Source organism: Gaetbulibacter jejuensis, assembly GCF_039524015.1.
Classification (GTDB): Bacteria; Bacteroidota; Bacteroidia; order Flavobacteriales; family Flavobacteriaceae; genus Gaetbulibacter_B; species Gaetbulibacter_B jejuensis.
On record NZ_BAAAGF010000001.1, the window covers coordinates 930793 to 952785 of the forward strand.

Annotated in this window: 19 protein-coding genes; 10 read left to right on the plus strand and 9 right to left on the minus strand. The window is 32.9% G+C overall.

The window, feature by feature from the left end; translation table 11 throughout:
* Positions 1–36: 36 nt before the first annotated feature.
* Positions 37–942, minus strand: a complete 906-nt coding sequence (locus ABD011_RS04110) for a GYDIA family GHMP kinase (protein WP_343796009.1) — start codon at positions 940–942, stop codon at positions 37–39.
* On the minus strand, positions 942–2243 hold the full coding sequence (locus ABD011_RS04115) for a hydroxymethylglutaryl-CoA reductase, degradative (protein WP_343796011.1): 1302 nt from the start codon (positions 2241–2243) through the stop codon (positions 942–944). The genes ABD011_RS04110 and ABD011_RS04115 overlap by 1 nt, the downstream gene beginning before the upstream one ends.
* Positions 2244–2461: 218 nt before the next feature.
* Here ABD011_RS04115 and ABD011_RS04120 point away from each other — a divergent pair, with 218 nt between their 5' ends.
* The 3 genes from ABD011_RS04120 (at position 2462) to ABD011_RS04130 (ending at position 6858) form a co-directional block, all read left to right on the plus strand.
* On the plus strand, positions 2462–4030 hold the full coding sequence (locus ABD011_RS04120) for a peptide MFS transporter (protein WP_131506031.1): 1569 nt from the start codon (positions 2462–2464) through the stop codon (positions 4028–4030).
* Positions 4031–4104: 74 nt separating this feature from the next.
* On the plus strand, positions 4105–6222 hold the full coding sequence (locus ABD011_RS04125; protein WP_343796014.1) for a peptide MFS transporter: 2118 nt from the start codon (positions 4105–4107) through the stop codon (positions 6220–6222).
* Between the two features lie 87 nt (positions 6223–6309).
* Positions 6310–6858: a thioredoxin family protein gene (locus tag ABD011_RS04130; protein WP_187347835.1), complete on the plus strand. Its 549-nt coding sequence runs from the start codon at positions 6310–6312 to the stop codon at positions 6856–6858.
* Positions 6859–6863: 5 nt separating this feature from the next.
* Here the strand turns inward: ABD011_RS04130 and ABD011_RS04135 are convergent, their stop codons facing one another.
* The 5 genes from ABD011_RS04135 to surE form a co-directional block, all read right to left on the minus strand.
* Positions 6864–8900 (minus strand): ComEC/Rec2 family competence protein, encoded by a 2037-nt coding sequence (locus tag ABD011_RS04135; RefSeq protein ID WP_343796016.1) that lies wholly within the window; start codon positions 8898–8900, stop codon positions 6864–6866.
* Between the two features lie 26 nt (positions 8901–8926).
* The gene (locus tag ABD011_RS04140) at positions 8927–9448 is read right to left on the minus strand and encodes a C40 family peptidase (protein ID WP_343796019.1); all 522 of its coding nucleotides are present in this window, start codon (positions 9446–9448) and stop codon (positions 8927–8929) included.
* A gap of 109 nt (positions 9449–9557) precedes the next feature.
* A complete protein-coding gene (lpxB, locus tag ABD011_RS04145) occupies positions 9558–10673 on the minus strand; it encodes a lipid-A-disaccharide synthase (RefSeq protein WP_343796021.1) in 1116 nt (371 codons plus the stop codon).
* Complete coding sequence (locus ABD011_RS04150) at positions 10674–10958, minus strand: hypothetical protein (RefSeq protein ID WP_131506026.1); 285 nt, start codon at positions 10956–10958, stop codon at positions 10674–10676. It abuts the gene before it with no gap.
* The gene (gene surE / locus ABD011_RS04155) at positions 10951–11727 is read right to left on the minus strand and encodes a 5'/3'-nucleotidase SurE (protein WP_129759336.1); all 777 of its coding nucleotides are present in this window, start codon (positions 11725–11727) and stop codon (positions 10951–10953) included. Before surE ends, ABD011_RS04150 begins: the two co-directional genes overlap by 8 nt.
* 184 nt (positions 11728–11911) lie before the next feature.
* Between surE and ABD011_RS04160 the strand changes: the two genes are divergently transcribed.
* Positions 11912–14077, plus strand: a complete 2166-nt coding sequence (locus ABD011_RS04160) for a carboxy terminal-processing peptidase (protein WP_343796782.1) — start codon at positions 11912–11914, stop codon at positions 14075–14077.
* Between the two features lie 5 nt (positions 14078–14082).
* Complete coding sequence (locus ABD011_RS04165) at positions 14083–15177, plus strand: ABC transporter permease (RefSeq protein WP_343796025.1); 1095 nt, start codon at positions 14083–14085, stop codon at positions 15175–15177.
* A gap of 5 nt (positions 15178–15182) precedes the next feature.
* On the opposite strand, the gene yihA is transcribed toward ABD011_RS04165, so the two are convergent.
* Together yihA and ABD011_RS04175 are read right to left on the minus strand one after the other, a co-directional pair.
* Positions 15183–15794: a ribosome biogenesis GTP-binding protein YihA/YsxC gene (yihA, locus tag ABD011_RS04170; RefSeq protein ID WP_343796027.1), complete on the minus strand. Its 612-nt coding sequence runs from the start codon at positions 15792–15794 to the stop codon at positions 15183–15185.
* 3 nt (positions 15795–15797) lie between these two features.
* Positions 15798–16562, minus strand: coding sequence for an alpha/beta fold hydrolase (locus ABD011_RS04175; RefSeq protein ID WP_343796029.1), 765 nt, complete (start codon positions 16560–16562; stop codon positions 15798–15800).
* Between the two features lie 286 nt (positions 16563–16848).
* On the opposite strand from ABD011_RS04175, the gene mraZ reads away from it, so the two are divergent.
* The 5 genes from mraZ to ABD011_RS04200 are packed head-to-tail and all read left to right on the plus strand — an operon-like array spanning position 16849 to position 21992.
* Positions 16849–17319 (plus strand): division/cell wall cluster transcriptional repressor MraZ, encoded by a 471-nt coding sequence (gene mraZ / locus ABD011_RS04180; RefSeq protein WP_131506023.1) that lies wholly within the window; start codon positions 16849–16851, stop codon positions 17317–17319.
* Entirely contained in the window at positions 17297–18202 is a 906-nt protein-coding gene (gene rsmH, locus ABD011_RS04185) for a 16S rRNA (cytosine(1402)-N(4))-methyltransferase RsmH (protein ID WP_243832937.1), read from the plus strand. Before mraZ ends, rsmH begins: the two co-directional genes overlap by 23 nt.
* A complete protein-coding gene (locus ABD011_RS04190; protein WP_129759329.1) occupies positions 18199–18516 on the plus strand; it encodes an FtsL-like putative cell division protein in 318 nt (105 codons plus the stop codon). Before rsmH ends, ABD011_RS04190 begins: the two co-directional genes overlap by 4 nt.
* Before the next feature lie 57 nt (positions 18517–18573).
* A complete protein-coding gene (locus ABD011_RS04195; RefSeq protein ID WP_343796784.1) occupies positions 18574–20532 on the plus strand; it encodes a penicillin-binding protein in 1959 nt (652 codons plus the stop codon).
* Complete coding sequence (locus ABD011_RS04200) at positions 20529–21992, plus strand: UDP-N-acetylmuramoyl-L-alanyl-D-glutamate--2,6-diaminopimelate ligase (protein ID WP_343796034.1); 1464 nt, start codon at positions 20529–20531, stop codon at positions 21990–21992. The genes ABD011_RS04195 and ABD011_RS04200 overlap by 4 nt, the downstream gene beginning before the upstream one ends.
* Position 21993: the final 1 nt, after the last annotated feature.

Genomic DNA, 21993 nt, shown 5'->3' on the forward strand with positions numbered 1-21993 from the left:
AAAAACTCCACTGAAAAGTGGAGTTTTTTTATGTGTTTAAATAACCATTTCAGAATAAGGAAGTATTACATCAAACCCTTTGTCTTTAAAATAAGAGCTTGGGTTAGTCTCTGATGTTGCTAAAACAAAATCACCTCCCCAAGCACCAAGACTTTTTACACTTCCGTTAAAGTCGCTAAAAAGAGTGTGTTTTACAGGTTCTTGTTTTATGAGTTTGCTTATAATACTTTCGTGAGTTGTAATGAGCTTGTTGAATTCTGTTAACGTTTCGCAAGAAATGCAAGCTAAAGTAATAGCATTTATTTCAGAAATAGAAGCACTAATATTTGTTGAGTTAGACTTGTATTGCGCAATACCATCTCTACTATTTTGTTTTTTGTTAAGGTAAACGAAATAGAGTTGCTCTTTAAAGCCTGGGTTAAATTCAACTGTGTTAATTGTTTTGCTCTTGTTAGGTTGAAGTTGATAGGTTAATGGAGAACTATGTTGCGCACAAGCAATATCATAACCACTTCCGCCAAAAGTAAGCTCTAATAGTCTGTAAGCATCTACATTTACCCAATTAGCAATATTGTTAATTAAAGTTGAAGAGGTTCCAAGTCCCCAATGTCTTGGGAAATCCAATAGCGTTGCAATTTCAAAGCCGTTAGAATTTTCAAAAAAGTTTGGGTTAAGTTGTTTTACAGCATTAAATATTTCAATTAGTCGCTTTGAAAATGGGTTGTCGTAATCGCTACTAGAAAGGTTATTTAAAAGAAACACCTCTTCAAACCAAATAGCTCCAGTTTCATCAAAACTTTTCCAAATAATTTTAGACTCATTAATAGGTTCAACAACCATTGATTGACCAAAATCGGTTGGAATAGCTAATGATAAAGCTCCATCCAATACTACATATTCTGCAGTTAATAATAATTTTCCGTTACTAAAAAAAGTTTGCATTAACGTCTTAAGTTTTCAATAGCTTCAATTACTGCACTATGTGTTATGGTATTGGACTTAAAATGCTCAACAAGTTGTTCTTTTTCTTCTAAAGTAGCTTCAAACTGATTTAAAATATTCATCAAGTGCATTTTCATATGACCTTGTTGAATTCCTGTAGTTATAAGTGAGCGAATTGCGGCAAAGTTTTGCGCTAATCCAGCAACAGCAACTATTTGCATTAGCTCTTTAGCTGATGGTTTGTTTAGCATTTCTAAAGAAAGTTTTACTAATGGATGTAAACTTGTAAGTCCTCCAACAGTTCCAAGCGCTAGAGGAATTTCAATCCAAAACTTGAAGATGCCATCTTTTACTTCAGCATGTGTAAGACTACTATACACTCCGTTTCTAGAGGCATACGCATGAACTCCCGCTTCAACAGCTCTAAAATCATTACCAGTAGCCAAAACAACAGCATCAATACCATTCATAATGCCTTTGTTGTGAGTTACAGCTCTGTAAGGTTCAACTTCAGCTATATTTACAGCTTGTAAAAACTTATTAGCAAAGTCCTCGCCTGTAATAGAGTTGTCATCACTTAAGGCATTAACAGGACAACTTACTTCAGCTTTTACCAAGCAATCTGGAACATAATTAGATAAAATGCTCATTACAATTTCTATGGAATTGTTAAGCTTACTTTCAGCTTCAGTTTTTAAAGTTTTAGCAAACTGCTCTAAACAAGAGTTAATAAAGTTTGCTCCCATAGCATCAAGCGTTTCAAAGGTTGCATGCAGTTGATAGTAGCCTTCAATAGCATTGGTTTTGTCACGTAACTCAATATCTAGAATACCTCCACCACGTGCTTGCATGTTTTTGGTGATTGCATGAGTGTCTTCAATAAGTTTTGACTTTGTAGAATTGAAAAAAGACTTGAGTTTTTCGGTTTCACCATTAAAAATAAAATGAACTTGTCCTATTTTAGTGGTTGAAATAACTTCAGCTTTAAACCCACCACGATCTGACCAAAACTTAGCAGCTTTACTAGCAGCTGCAACTACTGAACTCTCTTCAATAGCCATTGGAATAGTGTAAGTTTTGTCGTTAATTAAAAAATTGGGAGCAACACCTAAAGGCAAATAGTAGTTGGTGATTGTGTTTTCAATGAATTCATCATGAAGCTGTTGTAGCTTCTCGTTAGAATTCCAATATTGTTTTAATACAGTTTTAGCAGCTTCTTTATTAGAAAAATAAGTGTCTACAATCCAGTCGATTTTTTTGGATTTGGAAAGTTTTGAAAACCCAGAAATAGTTTTGCTCATTAATTTTTATTTATGTCTACAAAGATACTATTCTTGTGTTTAAAATACTTTGCCAAGCGTAATATTGCACATTTAACTGTTAATAGTTACGGTTTTTTGCATAATTTTTAGTAAACTTGACATCATTTTGCTAAAAATTTAAGGCGGCTCCTTAAAAGCAAAAATAAAGGTGTGTTACCTTTTAAAAATCAATAAATTACTAACTAATAATAAATTTTATGTCAGCTACAACACTAAAGCCACACCAAAGAGAACTTTGGGGACATCCAGTAGGATTATACATTTTGTTTTTTACTGAAATGTGGGAACGTTTTTCTTATTACGGAATGCGAGCGTTATTAACACTATACTTGGTAGAAAAAACAACAGCAGATAATCCAGGTCTAGGATGGTTAGATTCTGAATCTATAATGCTTTATGGTTGGTACACCATGTTGGTTTATGTAATGTCCATACCTGGTGGTATGATTGCAGACAAGTTTTTAGGACAAAAGAAGGCGGTTCTTTATGGAGCACTAATTTTAGTAGCTGGTCATGGTATTCTTGCTTTTGAGCCTATGTGGGCTTTTTATACTGGTTTAGGCTTAATTGTCTTAGGAGTTGGACTCTTAAAACCTAATATTTCTACAATGGTAGGAGGCCTGTATAAACAAGGAGACATTAGAAGAGATAAAGGATTTAGTATTTTTTATATTGGTATTAATTTAGGATCACTTTTAGCAACATTTATAGTTGGATATGTAGGTGAAAAAATAGGATGGCATTACGGTTTTGGATTAGCAGGAATTGCAATGTTGTTTGGGTTAATGGTTTACATGTATGGTCAAAAGTTTTTGATTAACGTTGGAAATAAGCCAACTGAAGAGGATAAGAAAACTGATGTTTCATTAGGTAAGTTATTTGGTGATTTAATGAAGTCTCCATTGAACCTTGTAATTGTTTTGCTTATAATAGGTTATGCGTTTTATGCAGGGTTTAGCTATGATGGTATTGATAGTTGGGGTTATACAGCCTTATACATATTTATTGCTTTAGTAGCAGGTGTAATGATGATGATATATAAAAACTTAGAAACACAAGTATCAAGAGATAGGTATTTGGTTTTATTATTATCATTCCTAATTGTTATTGTGTTTTGGGGAGCGTTTGAGCAAGCAGGTGGATTAATGAGTATTTACACCAAAACCAAAACCGATAGAACTTTATTTGGATGGGATATTCCAGCAACATGGTTCCAAGGTTTAAATGCAGGATTTATTATCATATTTGCAACCATTGTTGCAGGATATTGGGCAAAAAGAAAATTAAAAGGTAAAGAGGCTTCGTCATTATTTAAAATGGCTGTTGGTACAATGATTATGGGATTAGGTTTTGTATTCATGATTTTTGCAGCTTCAGAGTACAATGCTAATGGTAGCTCAGGAATGCAATGGCTTGTTTTGGCTTATTTATTCCATACTATTGGAGAGTTATGTTCTTCGCCTGTAGCCTTATCGTTTATTACAAAATTAGCACCTGTAAAATATGCCTCATTAATGATGGGAGTTTATTTTGCAGCAACAGGATTAGGTAATAAAGTGGCAGGAGTTATTGGAGAATCTGCATCAGAATTTGGTGAATATGCAATCTTCTCAGGAATTACAATTTTTACGGTTCTATTTGGTTTACTTGTAATTTTGTTACTTAAACCTTTAAAACGTCTTACACATGGAGCTGAAGATAACGAGCGTGAAATCTCAAGTGACGAAACTGAAGGTTTTGAATTAGCTGATTCTGAAGCAAACTAACTTAATATTAAATATAATGCCCTTGCTGATTTATACAGGCAAGGGTTTCTCTTTTCTTAACTAAAACTAACACTATGAATACTGATATTGAAAATCTGTTTAAAGACAAGGTTTTAAGTCATCCTGCAGGTCTTTTTGTGCTATTTTTCACTGAAATGTGGGAACGATTTTCTTTTTATGGCATGCGAGTTCTACTAGTAAATTTTCTAACCATGGCTGCAATAGGTTACAATCCTGGTTGGGAATGGTCTGTTGAAAATGCTGGTGCCTTATTTGGAACCTATGCTATGTTGTTATATGTAACACCAATTATTGGAGGTTATATTGCTGATAAATATACTGGATATCGTTGGGCTGTTATTATTGGGTCATTAATTATGACTTTAGGACATGCGTCTATGGCTTTAGAAACAGAGTTTTCATTATATCTCGGATTAGTGCTTTTAGTTGTAGGTACAGGCTTTTTTAAACCAACAATGACGTCCATTATTTCTGAGATGTATAAGAAAAACCCAGAAAAGAAGGATGGAGCTTATACAATTTATTACATGGGAGTAAATGCAGGAGCTTTCTTTGGAATGATGTTATGTGGCTATTTAGCCGAAAAAATAGGTTGGGCTTATGGATTTGGATTAGCAGGTGTGTTTATGCTTTTAGGTACCCTTCAATTTTGGTTAGCAGGACCCTTGTTTGGAAAAATTGGAGCCAAACCTACTAAAGTTCATGAGATAGAATTGCCTCAAAATGTAAACGAGAAAAGTGTCGAAACAGAAAATAAACAGCAAGATGATGAAAAACCTAATCCGTTTACCACTTTAGATAAAGTTTTAATAATTATTTCATCAATAATTGGTCTTGGTTATGCTATAAATGACCCAATGTCTAAGATTGCTAATATAGATATGTTTTCAGCGTTCCAAATTGGAGATATTGAAGGGCAATATATAGCAGTTTTATTTGGTTTAGTTCTGTTCTTAATACTAGTTATAGGAAGAATTCTAAGATATACAGCAGTTGTTAGAGGTAGGATGATTGCATTTATCATATTTGCCTTTTTTACAGTGTTCTTTTGGTTGTCGTTTGAGCAAGGTGCATCGTCATTAGTTATTTTTGCTAGAGATAGTGTGGACAGGATGTTAAGTGGTAATTCTGCAATTGCTTTTAATATTATAAATACATTACTAACAGTTATTCCACTGGTAATTATTTCTTGGGTATTGTATCTGCTTTGGAAGAAAACATTTAAAAAGATTCCAGGATCTAATATTGTTCTAGTAATTTGTTTCTTATTAATGTGGGGAATTGTTGGTTGGATGCTAAATAGAGATTTTAAAACTATTGCTTATGATGTTTCTTACAACGCAATTGAAAAAGCAGATTTGGATGAAAACGGAGTCCAAAAAAAGACTGAAACAGGTGAATTAAAGTTTGTTTATCTTCCAGTTACACAGGGTTATTCCATAAGTCCTTCAGATAAAATTGTAACGAGAACTACATCAATTGCTGAGCCATTAGACTTTAAAGTTGGGGATAAACTTAACATTATTACAAAAAATAATGAAGGTACAGAATTCGGGTATTTAAATTCTGAACGACTAGATTTTGCCGTTAATCAAGGAATACAATTAAATAGAGATAATGGTGTGGTTGAGGCTCAAGTTACTCAAGTAAGAGATAATGAGGTAGAAATAACCGTATCCTGGTTTAGTATTCTAAATTCCTTTTTTATAATTGTATTTGCTTCATTTTTCTCAAGATGGTGGGAAAGCAAATATAATCCAAGTGCAGCTACTAAATATGCATTAGGATTAATTATAATGGGAGTTGGCTTTGGTTTACTTGCTTTTGGATCTTATGGACTGGTAGAAGGAGTTAAAGTAAGTATGGTTTGGTTAATATTAGCATATTTGTTTCATACTTTGGGAGAGTTATGTCTTTCTCCCGTTGGGTTGTCTTATGTTAGTAAGCTTGTTCCCGCACGAATGATTGCCTTGATGTTTGGGATGTGGTATCTGGCAATTGCTATTGGTAATAAACTTGCTGCTGTGCTTGGAGGGCAAATCGAAAATATAACAGAAGAATATAGTTTGTCTACGTTTTTTGTGATTTTTACTATTGTACCTACTGTTGCAGGATTACTTGTTTTTGCTCTAAACCCTGTATTGAAAAAATTAATGCATGGTGTTAAATAACGAGTAATTCGTTAAAATAAACGTAAAATGCTCCTCTTTTGGAGCATTTTTTGTAAGTTCGGAATAACTTTTGCAACAAATGATATTATGAAAAAACTTAGATATTTATTAGTATTTGCATTATTAACTACAGTTAGTAGTGTAGCTCAGGAGATTAATTGGGTGACTTTTGAAGAAGCTCTAAAACTTCAAAAAGAAAAACCTAAAAAAATTATGATGGACGTGTATACAAATTGGTGTGGTCCATGTAAAATGTTAGACCGAAACACATTTCAAAATAAAGATGTGGCAGATTATGTAAACGAGCATTACTATGCTGTTAAGTTTAATGCCGAAGGAAATGATAAGGTTACTTATGAAGGCAAAACATTTACTAATAAAAGCTACAAGCCAGAATTGGCAAATCGTAGAAATGGAGTTCATGAGTTAACAAGGCATTTAAAAGTAAGTGCATATCCTACTATCGTGTTTTTTGATGAAGAAGGAAAAGTGCTTACACCTTTAAGAGGTTATCAAAAGCCTCAACAAATAGAGTTGTACTTAAAACTCTTCAAAAACGATGAACACAAGAACATGACCTCTCAAGAGGATTTCAATGCGTATTACACTGCATTTGAACCAAAGTTTCAAGGTTAAAAATACTATTCAATAATAAACGCTCCCTTTTCACTAGTTTGATGGAAAGGGAGTTTTTGTTTTAAGCACGTTGCTTTCCATCTTTTAATGTAAGATTTGTAATTGCTGCCATCAGCAATAATGACCTCTGGTTGAATAGAGTCTATCAAACGTTGCAAATTAATCTTAGGAGAGTTACGAAGTAATACATAATTAGGCTTAAACGCTGTAACATTGTAAACACCCAAACTATCTACTACTAATACCATTTTGTTTTGAACTTGATAGATAGATTTCAGTGAGTCTGTTTTAAAACTTTCAATAAAATTACCAACTCTGTAGTTTTTAATGACTTTATCATTTTTAAAACCTGTACTGTCTAGGTTATGATAAACTATCATATTTCTATTAGATTTTTCAGTAATCAAACTGTATCTGCTTTTATGAAATACGATAAATTGTTTATTAGAGGTCTCATATTTTGTATAAATCAAAACACCTTGAAATACCATAATAGCGATAAGCAGGAAAGTTAAACTCTTAAAGTTCCTTTTCTTATTCAGCACAAAAAGTGAAGCAACAATTAAGTAGCTACTTAAAACATGAGCTAAACTAAAAGGGATATCTCTAAATAAAAATGTTTCTTGTTTGGATACCCAAGCAACAATTAAATTCATTGCATTAATTGTACTTCCAAAAAAATTAGCAAGAAATTCAGGAAGGCTATTTAAAACTGCTAAAACAATGACTAGAATACCTAGACCTAAAATCAATCCTAAAAACGGAATTATAGCAAGGTTTGAAATAAAAAATAAACTAGGAAACTGATGAAAGTAATAAAGACTTACAGGTATGATTCCAAATTGAGCACTTACTGTAACTGTGAAAATTTGCCAAAAATAGTCCAGCGGCTTTATTTTAGTAGACCATAGTTTGTAAAGTATAGGCTGAAATGTAACAATAGCAATAACAGCTAGATAACTAAGTTGAAACCCAACATCAAATAAAAACATAGGTTTGATGAGCAGCAATATAAAAATAGATATGGCTAGTGTGTTGTAAATGTTTGTTGGTCGTTTCCAATTTATAGCAATGGCAACAATGCTAAACATGGTTACAGCTCTAGTAACTGATGCTGATAATCCTGCTATAATGGCAAAGCTCCAAAGCAGTAGGAGTATGCACAGTATTTTAATGGGTTTACCGTGTTTAAGACGTTCTAAAGGTTTTAATAAAACATTTAGTAGGAGTAATATAATCCCAACATGAAGCCCTGAAACTGCAAGAATGTGTATTGCTCCAGCATTGGTGTAGTTGTTGTAAACGTCTTCGCTTATATCTTGTCGTTGTCCTAATAGTAAAGCATTTATAATTGCGAGTTCATCTGGAGCGAAGTTGTATGGTTTCAATTTAGCATTTATGGTATTTCTAAGTGCAGCTGCATAACCAAAAATAGTATTGCTCTTGGACTTTGTTTTGTAAATGGACTGTTGATTAGTGAAAATTTGATGATAGATATATTGCTTCTCTAAATAGTTTTTATAATTGAATTGATTTGGATTTAGAGGGTTAATCAAATCTTTTATGGGAGAGTATGTGATATAAATATCATCGGTTTTTAAACGTTTTAGAGTAGAATCTTTTTCAATGTTTAATAAAGATTTTCCATTAACAATAGTTGAGTCAACCTTTAAAATGTCAATAATATATTTATTGTAGTAGTTCCCTGGTTTTAGTTGTTTTCGTATTCTAAATGTAATTTCTTTTGAAGCCGATTCATCTATTTCCACTACTTTGGTGTAGTGATTATAAAATTGTTTTTCATCATGAAGGTTATGAGTTAACACACCTATACTTATCGTAGTAATAAAAGTAATTAGTCCAAACCAAATGGAGTTTTTAAACTTGTTTTTAAGATAGAGAAAGCATAAAAATAAAAGACAGACTAAACTAAGACTAGTATATAATGATAGTTGTAATGGAATTGTAATATAATAACCTATATAAATCCCGATAACTAAACAAAGCGTTAATTTTATAAGAGTAAAATTTAGTAACTTCATAGTCTAAGTTACTAAAAAATAATGGTTTACAGTACTCTTCGAGCTTGTACGAATGCAAAATACCAATACCGTTCAGCTAACGACGATATAATCACTCCTGCGCTTGTTGAAGCATGAATAAACTCAACATTGCCTTCGCTAGCAAAAGTAACTATGCCAACATGATTAACTTTTCGGCTATTTTTTCTTGTTGCAAAAAACATCAAATCTCCTTTTTGAACTTCTTTAAGGTCTATCCAATTTCCTGTAACCGAAAGGTCTGAGGTTGTCCTAGGTAGCATAATATTTTCACTCTTAAAAGCTGTCATTACCAGTCCAGAGCAATCCATTCCTTTTTTGGTAGTTCCACCATATTTGTAGCGAACACCATCAAATTGTTTAGCATAGTCTACGATACTTTCAGCAAGTGCGTTTGATGTTGGGTTAGTTGTGTTAGTTGCCCTTTTTTCGGTTTTGGTAGTGGTTTTATGTGAGCTTTTGGCTTTTTTTGAGGATTTACAACTATTCAAACAGATAAGTGCTAGTAGTAGTATAGTAAAGTTTCTCATGTATTGAATTTGTGACTAAAATTAAGAATTGAAACAAAATAAAAACAATAAATTATTAGTTTGGGAAGGCTTTTGAATAGTTATGAAAACTCTTATCAACAAACCTGTTTTAATTTAAGCTTTTAAAAATCAATTCAGCAGTTTTATTACTTGCGCCTTTGCCTCCTAATTTTTTTTCTAAATCATAGTAGTTCAAGAAAAATTTCACACGTTGATAATCGTCTAGAATAATTTTTAATTCTTGCTTTAAACGTTTGGTGTTAAAATCATCCTGAATCAATTCGGTAACCACTTCTTTATCCATAATAAGATTTACCAATGAGATGTATTTAATATGTTTTACCAATCGTTTTCCTATTTGGTAAGATAACCAACTTCCTTTGTAGCATACTACTTCAGGAACTTTAAACAATGCAGTTTCTAAAGTTGCAGTGCCAGAAGTTACTAATGCAGCGTAGGATACACTGAGTAAATCATAAGTTCGGTTGCTAATAAAACTTACGTTGTTATTTGTGATAAAAGGCTCATAAAAACTATAATCTTGACTTGGCGCTCCAGCAATTATAAACTGATAACCAGGAAAATCGTCAACAACACTGAGCATAACCGATAACATTTTTTTAATTTCTTGTTTTCGGCTTCCTGGTAGTAAAGCAATAATAGGTTTTTTGTTGAGCTCATGTTCTGCTCTAAAACTATATTCATCAACTTGTTGTCGTGCTCCAATAGCGTCAATTAATGGATGACCAACAAAATTTACAGGATAATTATGCTTGTCTTCATAAAATTCTTTTTCAAAAGGAAGAATAACATGCATGTGGTCGACATCTCGTTTTATATCCTTAATACGATTTTCTTTCCATGCCCAAATTTGTGGAGAAATATAGTAATGTGTTTTGTAGCCTTTTTGTTTTGCCCATTTAGCAATGCGTAAATTAAAACCAGGATAATCAATAAAAATGATAGTATCAGGATTGTATTGTTCAATATCTTTTTTGCAAAAGGCTAGGTTTTTGGTTATGGTTCTTAAATTCATAACCACTTCAATAAAACCCATAAAGGCTAAATCCTTGTAGTGTTTTACCAGAGAGTTGTTTACAGCTTGCATGAGGTCGCCTCCCCAAAACCTAAATTCAGCATTTACATCAATTTTTTGTAATGCTTTCATAAGGTTTGAGCCATGTAAATCACCTGACGCTTCTCCTGCAATTATGTAATACTTCATCTATAAATACTTTACCAAAAATGTAAATACTGCTATTAAAACCGTAGCTAAAAGCACACCTCTAGCTCTATAATCTTGTTTCTTTTTTATGAAAATAAAAAACGCACCTAAATTTAAAATAGCTCCTATACTTACTAATTTACTAAAAAAACCTTCCGCTAAGGATTGCCTAATAGTGGTTTCAATATCATCGCCATTTCCAAAAAGATAGACTGCTAATATTAAACCCATAAAATTAGCAATTAATCCAACAATAAATCCAATAAAAACTTCCTTTTTAACCATTCAATTTCCAGGTATTTAAGTTTTGTATGCAATGATGAGCTGTCAAATCAAATTGTATTGGTACTACTGAAACATAGCCGTTTTTTAAAGCCCATTCATCAGTGTCTTCTCCTTTGTCTAAGTTAACAAATTTACCTGTTAACCAGTAATATTCTCGACCTTGTGGGTTTTTACGTTTGTCAAATTCTTCTTCCCAATTCGCTTTAGCTTGTCGGCATACTTTTATGCCTTTTATATCTTTTTTGGGAAGATTAGGAAGATTTACATTTAAAACCACTCCTTTTGGCAAACCTTCTTTTAAAACATTTTCAGCAATAGTTTTTACAAAGGATTTTGTGGCTTTAAAATTAGCGTTCCAATTGTAATCTAAAAGCGAAAACCCTATAGCAGGAATGCCTTCAATACCAGCTTCAATAGCTGCACTCATTGTTCCTGAATAGATAACATTTATAGATGAGTTTGAGCCATGGTTTATACCTGAAACACAAAGGTCTGGTTTGCGGTCAAAAATTTCATTTATAGCAAGTTTTACACAGTCGGCAGGTGTACCAGAACAACTGTATTCTCTTTGTTTGCCTTCGTCAATTTTTATCTCTTCTACAAACAGTGTTGAATTAATAGTAATTGCGTGTCCCATTCCGCTTTGAGGGCTATCAGGAGCTACAACAATAACGTCTCCAATGCTATTCATAACTTCAATTAAAGTTCTAATTCCTGGAGCAGTTATGCCATCGTCGTTTGTAACTAAAATAAGAGGTCTTTTTGCCATAAAATATATTGTTGTTTGTTAGCTGCTAAAATAAATAAAACCCTTCAATTACCTGTTATGTTAGGTTTAACAAAAAATTAGTAGGGCTATATTTTATTGGCACGGTTTTTTCTTTTACTTTAGTGAAAAATATAACTTAATTTTTGTAGTTATATACAGTTAAAGTATAAATATGAAAGATATTATGAAAAGGAACTATAAAATTTTGCTTTTGGTTTTACTACTTGCATTTGCTTCTTGTAGTTTTACCTCAAAAACCTTTGAAGACCCTAACAAAGATAAATTACTTATTCAACTTATTAGTTATGTTTTAAATGAAGGTCATTTCAGTCCAGTTGACGTAGATGATGATTTTTCAGGATTAGTGTTTGATGATTATATAAAGCAATTAGATCCACTAAAGCGTTATTTTTATGAGTCGGATATTGAGGAATTCAGTGCTTATAGAAATAGTATTGATGACCAGATTAAAGAATACGATTTAACGTTCTTTAATTTAACTCATGAAAGACTATTAAAGCGTATGGAAGAGTCTAAAGAAATCTACAAAGAAGTATTGTCAAAACCTTTTGACTTCAATGTGGACGAAGATTTTTCTACCGATTATGATTCAATGCCTTATGTGACATCTAAAAAAGAGATGAAAGAGCGTTGGAGACAACAGCTTAAGTTTTCAACTATAGCTAATTATGATGATTTATTAGTGCAGCAAGAACGTGGAGCTAAAAATAAAGATCCAGAAATGGCATTTGATGAAAATAGTGATGCAGCAAATACAGTAAAAACTGAAAAACAACTAGAAGAAGAAGCTAGAGAAGCAACCTTAAACTCTTTAAATGAACTGTACGCTTTTATAGGTGAAAGACAACGTAAAGATTGGTTTTCAGTGTATATCAATGCAATTGTGGAGGAGTATGATCCACATACGTTTTATTTTGCACCAGAAGATAAAGATCGTTTTGATGTAGATATGTCTGGTAATTTTGAAGGTATTGGAGCAAGACTTCAAAAGAAAATGGATGCTATTTTGGTTAACGAAATTATCAGTGGTGGTCCAGCTTGGAGACAAAACGAACTTCAGGTAGGAGACCAAATAATGAAAGTAAAGCAAGAAGATGAAGAAGAGGCTGTAAGTGTAGTTGGTATGCGTTTAGACGATGCTATCAAATTCATAAAAGGACCAAAAGGTACTGATGTAACCTTAACTTTGAAAAAAGTTGATGGTACAATAGAAGACATTACAATTACTAGAGATATTGTGGAATTAGAAGAAACTTATGCAAAATCTTCAACAGTAATTAAAGACAACAAAACATTTGGAGTTATCAATTTACCTAAGTTTTATGTTGATTTTGACGATTATAATAAAAGAAATGCGGCTTCAGATGTAAAACAAGAAATCATAAGGTTAAAGCAACAAGGTATGGAAGGTCTTGTGTTAGATCTTAGAGATAATGGAGGAGGATCACTTCAAACGGTTGTAGATATGGCAGGATTGTTTATTAAAGAAGGTCCAATAGTTCAAGTTAAAACTACAGGTGAACCAAAAGAAGTTTTAAAGGATAGAGATATGTCTATTGTTTGGGATGGACCGTTAGTAATATTGGTTAACGAACTTTCTGCTTCAGCATCAGAGATTTTAGCTGCTGCAATGCAAGATTATAAAAGAGCAATAGTTATTGGAAGTAAGCAAACCTATGGTAAAGGAACAGTGCAAAATGTACTAGACCTTAATAGAATGGTGAGAAACAATTCCAATGGAGATATGGGAGCATTAAAGTTCACGACTCAAAAATTCTACAGAATTAATGGTGGTTCAACGCAGTTAGAAGGAGTAAAGAGTGATATTGTAGTTCCAGACCGTTATAAGTATATTGGTATTGGTGAAAGAACGTATGACAGTCCTTTAGAATGGGATAAAATTGATGCTACAGATTATGACCTTTGGGAAAACTATTACGATTATGAAACTACAATTTCAAAAAGTAGAGAGCGTATGGCTAATAGCGATCAGTTAAAGTTAATTGATGAAAATGCTAAATGGATTAATACTATTAGAGAAACAGAAAACTTTTCTCTTAACTATAAAAAATACAAAGAGCGTTTAAATACTAATGAAGAAGAAGCGAAACGTTTTGAAAAAATAGCAGATTACAAAACTAATCTTACATTTAATTCATTGCCTTATGAAATTAAATTAATGGAGCAAGACTCTGTTTTAAAACAAAAGCGTGAGCGTTGGCATCAAAATTTAAGTAAGGATGTGTATATTGAAGAGGCTTTAAATGTTTTAAACGATCTTAAAATGACCTATGGTGTTAAAACAAAAGTAGCTGCAGTAAAAGATTAAAATAAATGAGTAAAAACAGTAACTCATTAACACAATTAGCGCTCCAAAAGTTTAAAAAGAACTTTTGGGGCGTTTTAAGTTTTTGGCTCATTGTTGCCATTGGGTTAGTGTCTGTTTTTGCCTATGTTTTAGCACCAGATAATTCTCAAAATGCAAATCAAATGCATTTAACAATTCACTCTAAAAAACCTGGTTTTAAAGTGAATATTCTCACCATTCCGTCAGAAATTAATAATAATCAATCTTTCTTGTCAAAAATATTTTATGGTGAAAAAAATACAGATACCGAAATCCCAATTTCAGAATTTAAAGTTAATAATGATAAATTAGTATATACTGAATATGCCTCTGATGGATTAATAGGTGTGGAAAAAGAAATTGCCCTAAGTACTTTTCCAAATCAAGATTTTAAGCCTTTTATAAAAGAACGTACATTTTTGTTTGGTACTGATAAATACGGAAGGGATTTATTGAGTAGAGTATTGATAGGTTCTCGAATTTCGTTTTTTATTGGTTTTATAGCTGTATTTATTTCTTTAGTAGTTGGAATCTTTATGGGAAGTTTAGCTGGATACTTTGGTGGAGTGGTTGATACAATAGTTATGTTTATTATTAATGTAACCTGGTCTATTCCAACATTGCTTTTGGTTATTGCTATTATATTGGCTTTAGATAAAGGGTTTTGGCAAGTGTTTATAGCAGTAGGACTTACTATGTGGGTTGAAGTTGCTAGAGTAGTGAGGGGACAAGTTATAAGCGTAAAGGAAATGCAATACGTTACAGCTGCTAAAGCTTTAGGTTATACCGATTTTAGAATTGTTACCAGACATATATTACCCAATATTATGGCTCCAATTATTGTCATATCGGCAGCAAATTTTGCGGCTGCAATTTTAATTGAAAGTGGATTGAGCTTTTTAGGTATTGGAGCGCAACCACCAATGGCAAGTTGGGGAGCAATGATAAAAGATCATTATAATTATATTATACTAGGAAAACCTTATTTGGCAATAATCCCTGGTTTATGTATTATGATTTTGGTAATGGCTTTTATGCTTATAGGTAATGCACTTAGAGATGCATTGGATGTGAAAAATTAAACCTATTAGTTTCTTAAAGCGTTAATTTCTTTATTCGTGTTGTCAATAAACTGCAAAACGTCTTCTCTACCTATGGCTTTACTTGAAGAGGTTACAAAGTAATTAGGCATTTCTTCCCAAGTTTTAAGCATTTCCATTTCATATTCTGAAATATTTCGTTCAATAGCTTTAGGTTTCAGTTTGTCAGCTTTTGTAAAAATAATAGAAAAGGGGATTCCGTGTTCTCCCAACCACTCCATAAATTCTAAATCTATGTTTTGAGGATTATGTCTAATATCAACTAGTACAAATGCAGATACGAGTTGTTGACGTTGTTCAAAATAATTGGTAATGAATTTTTGAAATTTCTTTTTAGCAGTCTTAGAGACTCTTGCATAACCATAACCTGGTAAATCCACCAAAAACCAGTTTTTATTAATCAAAAAATGATTAATTAGTTGAGTTTTTCCTGGTTTTCCAGAGGTTTTTGCTAAATTCTTATGGTTGGTGAGCATGTTAATTAGCGAGGATTTTCCAACGTTACTTCTACCAATAAAAGCATATTCAGGCAATATGTCTTTTGGGCATTTTGTAACTTCAGAATTGCTTATTACAAACTCTGCTGTTTTAATTAACATGTTTTAAAAGTTTCTGGCAGAAAGCCATTTTTCTAAAATCAAATTGAACTCTTCAGGGTGTTCCATCATAGCTGCGTGTCCACATTTATCAATCCAAAATAAATCAGAATCAGGTAATAAACTATGGAATTCATCAGCAACTTCAGGTGGAGTAACAGTGTCGTTTTTTCCCCAAATAATACAAGTTGGTGTTTGCATTTTAGGAAGGTCTTTTGCCATATTGTGTCGTATCGCACTTTTAGCAATTGCCAATGTTTTTATAAGCTTGTTTCTGTCGTTTACAGTTTCGTAAACTTCATCAACTATTTCTTTGGTAGCAACTGCTGGGTCGTAAAATACATCTTGGGCTTTTTTCTTGATAACTTGATAGTCACTTCGCTTGGTGTAACCACTTCCCATTGCACTTTCATATAGTCCAGAACTTCCTGTAATTACTAATGCTTTAACCTTTTCAGGATACATTTTAGTATGGTATAAACCAATATGACCACCAAGAGAATTTCCTAACAAGATAACGTTATCTAGCTCTTTAAACTCAATAAAATCATGCAGGTAGTTTGCAAAACTTTTTACATTGGTTTTTAGTAATGACATGGTGTAGATTGGTAACTCAGGAATAATGACTTTGTAACCTTTTGTACTGTAGTAATTTGTAACAGCGTCAAAATTACTCAACCCTCCCATTAAACCGTGTAAAACAATTATTGGCGTGCCTTCTCCTACTTCAATATAACTGTAATTTTTTTCTGTTTTTAAAAGGTGTTTCATGTATTAGTTAGTGATGTCATTTTAAACAAATATAGTTATTTCATTGATAAATACTCCCTTTTTTACCCCTTAGTGAAAAATTGTTTTTCATAGAGTTTTTCACAATCTAATCAATGGGTCTTCATAAAAAAATAAACCTCTGATTTTTAAATAACTACAACCTTTTTTAGCGCTTAATTGTTGTTAAAATAAAAAAATTATTAACAAAAGTGGTATAAAGTGGTAAAATGTGGTAATATTTTCAATATATTTGAATTGAATTCGTTAGAAGTATAAAATAATCATTTTGAACACTTTAATAGGATCATACGAGTGCAAAGTAGACGCCAAAGGAAGGCTAATGCTTCCTGCTGCCCTAAAAAAGCAGTTGTCTCCTGTGCTACAAAATGGTTTTGTGTTAAAGCGAGCGGTTTTTCAGCCTTGTTTGGAGTTGTATCCAATGAGTGAGTGGGAGTTGTTGATGCAAAAAGTGAATAAACTCAATAGGTTCAAGAAAAAGAATAATGATTTTATACGACGCTTTACGGCAGGAGTTAAAATGGTTGAGGTAGATGCTACTGGTCGACTTTTAATCCCGAAAGATTTGATTGCTTTCTCTGGAATTAGCAAGGAGATTGTGGTGTCTTCGGCAATACATATCATTGAGATTTGGGATAAAGACAAGTATGAGCAAGCTATTGATGATGCTGCTTTAGATTTTGCTGACTTAGCTGAAGAAGTAATGGGACAAGACGATGATGACAATGGAATATCATAATCCGGTTTTACTTAATGAGACAGTTGAAGGTTTAGATATTAAACCTGATGGTGTTTATGTGGATGTCACTTTTGGTGGTGGTGGTCACAGTAAGGCAATTTTAAAGCAATTGGGTCCTGATGGAAAATTGTTTGCTTTTGATCAAGATCAGGATGCATTGTCTAATGCTTTAGAGGATGAGCGTTTTACACTAATAAATGAAAATTTCAGATTCATAAAACGTTTTTTGAGATTTTATGGTGTAAAGCAAGTAGATGGGATTTTGGCAGATTTTGGTGTGTCTTCACATCAATTTGATGTTGCTGAAAGAGGGTTTTCAACTCGTTTTGAGTCGGAATTAGATATGCGAATGAATCAAAATAGTCATTTGTCGGCTTACAATGTGATAAATGATTATGAAGAGGAGCAATTGCGTCAAGTTTTTTATCAGTATGGAGAATTGCGTCAAGCTCCAGCAATGGCAAGAGTAATTGTTGAAGAGCGTTCAAAAGCTGAGATAAAAACTAGTGAACAATTAAAGTTAGTGTTAAAACGATTTTTGCAACCTAAAAGAGAAAATAAAATACTAGCTCAAATTTATCAGGCAATTCGAATTGAGGTGAATCAAGAAATTGAGGTGTTAAAAGAACTGTTGTTGCAAACACCTGAGCTCCTAAAAAAAGGAGGTCGTTTAAGTTTTATTTCTTATCACTCGTTAGAAGATAGGTTGGTAAAACGATTTATAAGAAATGGCTTGTTTGAAGGTGAGCCAGAACGAGATGTATTTGGAAATTTTGAAGTGCCTTTAAAAAAAGTAGGAAATCTTATTGTGCCAACACAAGAAGAAATAAAAATTAATAATAGAGCAAGAAGCGCAAAATTAAGAATTGCAGAAAAACTATGAAGAAAGGTATTTATGGTATTCTGAAAGGTAAATTTTTAATAAGTGATGACTCTTTTAAAAACTGGAGAGTTATCATTTTTATTTCTGCCTTGGCTATAATAATGATAGCGAGTTCGCATAGTGCAGATAAAAAAGTACATGAAATAGCGAAACTTAATAATGAAGTCAAAGAATTGCGTTCAGCATTTGTTGATGGACGCTCAAGATTGATGAGGCTTAAAATGGAATCGTCAATTGTAACAAAAATGGCAGAAAAAGGTATTGTGCCTTCATTAATTCCGCCAAAAAAAATAAAAGTAAAAGCTCAGGAATAACTAGTGGCAGTAACTGAAAAAGACATATTAAACAAGTTGTACTTTGTTGCAGGATGCATGTTTGTGTTTATCTTTCTTGTGGTTTACAAGTTAGTGGATATTCAGTTTATTCAAGGTGATAAATACAGAGATCTTGGAGTAAAACGTGCTGTTGAAAATGTTGAGATTCCTGCTAACAGAGGTAATGTGTATTCGGCTGACGGAAGTCTTTTGGCGACATCTATTCCTAAGTATGATATTCGTTTAGATGCTGTACAGCCTCAAAACAAAACCTTTCAAGAATATATAAAACCGCTTTGCGATTCGCTGGCAAAATTCACAGGAAAACCAGCTTCTTACCATCAACAAAGAATTAGAAAAGCGAGAGCAAATAAAAACAGATATTATTTAATAGCGAGAGATATTGGATATTCTGATTATTTAAGAGTTAGAAATTTTCCTTTGTTAGAACTTGGTGCTATAAAAGGTGGTTTAATAGTTGAGCAGAATACGAAGCGAGAGCACCCAATGGGTGGAATTGCGCATCGTTCTATTGGTTATGAGCGTGTAGATGAAGATGGAAATGTTACAAGAGCAGGAATTGATGGTGCTTATGGTGAGGAGTACTTAAAAGGTACTAATGGTCATAGGTTAAAGCAAAAGATAGGTAATGGTCAATGGAAACCAATAACTGATTACAACCAAACAGAGCCTAAAGATGGGTATGATGTGTATACAACTATTGATGTTAATATTCAAGATATTGCTCATCATGCGTTGTTGGAACAGCTAGAAAAATATAAAGCTGACCATGGTTGTGTTGTGGTGATGGAAACCCAAACAGGAGAGGTAAAGGCTATTGCTAATTTAGGAAGAAACTCTGAAGGGAATTATTACGAAAGAAGAAATTACGCAGTTTGGGAGTCGCATGAACCAGGTTCAACATTCAAGCTAATGGCGCTTACTGCTGCTTTAGAAGATAAGGTAATAGACACAAGTGATGTTGTGGATACTAAAAACGGAATCTTGAGTTTTTATGGTAAAAAAGTTCGTGATTCTAAACGTGGAGGTTATGGTAAAATCTCTATAGGGAAAGCTTTTGAAGTGTCTTCAAACACAGGAATAGTTTCTGCAATCGATCAGCATTATAGAAGCAACCCAAAAAAGTTTGTTGAGCGTTTGTATCAAATGAATTTAAATCAAAAGTTGGATTTGCCAATTTTAGGTGAAGGAGAGCCAATTATTCCACATCCTGATAATAAGAAAAGATGGAGTGGTATTGCATTACAGTGGATGGCTTATGGTTATGGAGTATCATTTACGCCTCTTCAAACGCTAACATTTTATAATGCTATAGCCAATAATGGTGAAATGGTGAAGCCTCAGTTTTTAAAAGAGGTAAAAGAGTTTGATGAAACGATCGTCCCATTTAAAAAAGAAATCATAAACCCAAGAATTTGTTCTCAGGAAACGGTTTCTAAAGTAAAGCAATTGCTTAAAAATGTAGTCGATAAAGAACACGGTACAGGTCATAAGTTGTACTCGCCTAATTTCTCAATGGCTGGTAAAACTGGTACGTGTCAAAAAGACTATGCAAATAAAGATAAGCTCAATTATATATCTTCTTTTGCAGGTTTTTTTCCTGCTGAAAATCCAAAGTATTCGTGTATAGTTGTTATTCATGAGCCTGATAAAAGTGTTGGGTATTATGGAGCAGATGTGTCAGGTCCAGTGTTTAAAAAAATAGCTCAAAAAATACATACAGATACGCCTTTAGTTGATGAAGTGGAAACTTTAGAATTAGTGGATACTAAAACTAAAAGTGATTTTGATACTTACTTTGAGCTAGCTCAAAAATACAAAACTATTATGCCTGATGTTGTTGGAATGTCTGCTATGGACGCATTGGCATTATTAGAGAATATGGATGTAGAAGTGAAAGTGAAACTTAATGGTAGTGGAATTGTAAAAAAACAGTCGGTAGACAAGAGTATAAAACTTAAAAAGAACCAAGTAATTGTTTTAGAAGCATCGTGATAGCGTTAAAAGACATATTGTATAAAGTAACCATCAATGCAGTTGTAGGTAGTACAGGTGTGCAGGTGAATGCTATTGAGTTTGATTCACGCCAAATCAAAACCAACGACGTGTTTGTGGCAATTAGAGGTTCGGTTGTTGATGGTCATAATTTTATTGAAAAAGCAATAGAACTAGGAGCTAGAGCTGTAGTATGTGAAGCGCTTCCTGAGCAGTTGCAAAACGGAATCACTTACATAGAAGTTGATAGTGCTAGTAAAGCATTGGTGTTTATGGCTGCTAACTATTACGGTAATCCATCAGGAAATTTAAAGCTTGTTGGAGTGACAGGAACTAATGGAAAAACAACGGTTTCTACATTGCTGTATCAGTTGTTTAAAAAGGCTGGTTTTAAAGTTGGTTTATTGTCAACAGTAAAGATAATGGTTGGTGATAAAGAGTTTAAAGCTACACATACAACACCTGATTCTCTTACAATAAACAAGTATTTAAGTGAAATGAATGATGAAGGTGTGGAGTTTTGCTTTATGGAAGTGAGTTCGCATGGTATTCATCAAAATAGAACAGAAGGATTGGTTTTTGAAGGTGGTATTTTTACAAACCTTTCTCATGATCATCTAGATTATCATAACACATTTGCTGAATATAGAGATGTGAAAAAACAGTTTTTTGATCAGTTGCCAGCTAAGTCTTTTGCATTGGTAAATGTCGATGATAAAAATGGTTTGGTGATGCTTCAAAATACAAAAGCAAGAAAAATCACCTATGCATTAAAGTCGTATGCTGATTATAAAGCTCAAATTTTAGAAAATCAATTTAGCGGATTGCTTTTAAAACTTAATGATAATGAGGTTTGGACACGATTGATTGGAAGTTTTAATGCTTATAACATTTTAGCAATTTATGCTACAGCTGAATTATTAGGACTTGAAAAAGTTGAGAATTTAAAACTCATTAGCGAATTAGAAAGTGTGAGTGGTCGTTTTCAGTATTTGGTGTCTGATGAAAAAATCACTGCCATTGTAGATTATGCTCATACACCTGATGCATTAAAAAACGTGTTGGAAACCATTAATAATATCAGAACAAAAAATGAAGAACTCATAACGGTTGTTGGTTGTGGTGGTGACAGAGATAAGACTAAGCGACCAAAAATGGGACACATAGCGTCTGCATTGAGCACTAAAGTAATTTTTACTAGTGATAATCCACGAAGTGAAGTTCCTGAGATAATTATTGAAGATATAGAAAAAGGGGTTGAACCTCAAAATTATAAAAAAACACTATCGATAGTTGATAGAAAACAAGCCATAAAAACAGCTTGTCAAATGGCGCAACCAAATGACATTATTCTTATAGCAGGAAAAGGTCATGAAACCTATCAAGAAATTAAAGGCGAACGCTTTGATTTTGACGATTATAAAATAGTACAGGAATTTTTAAAGCAATTACAAAAATAAG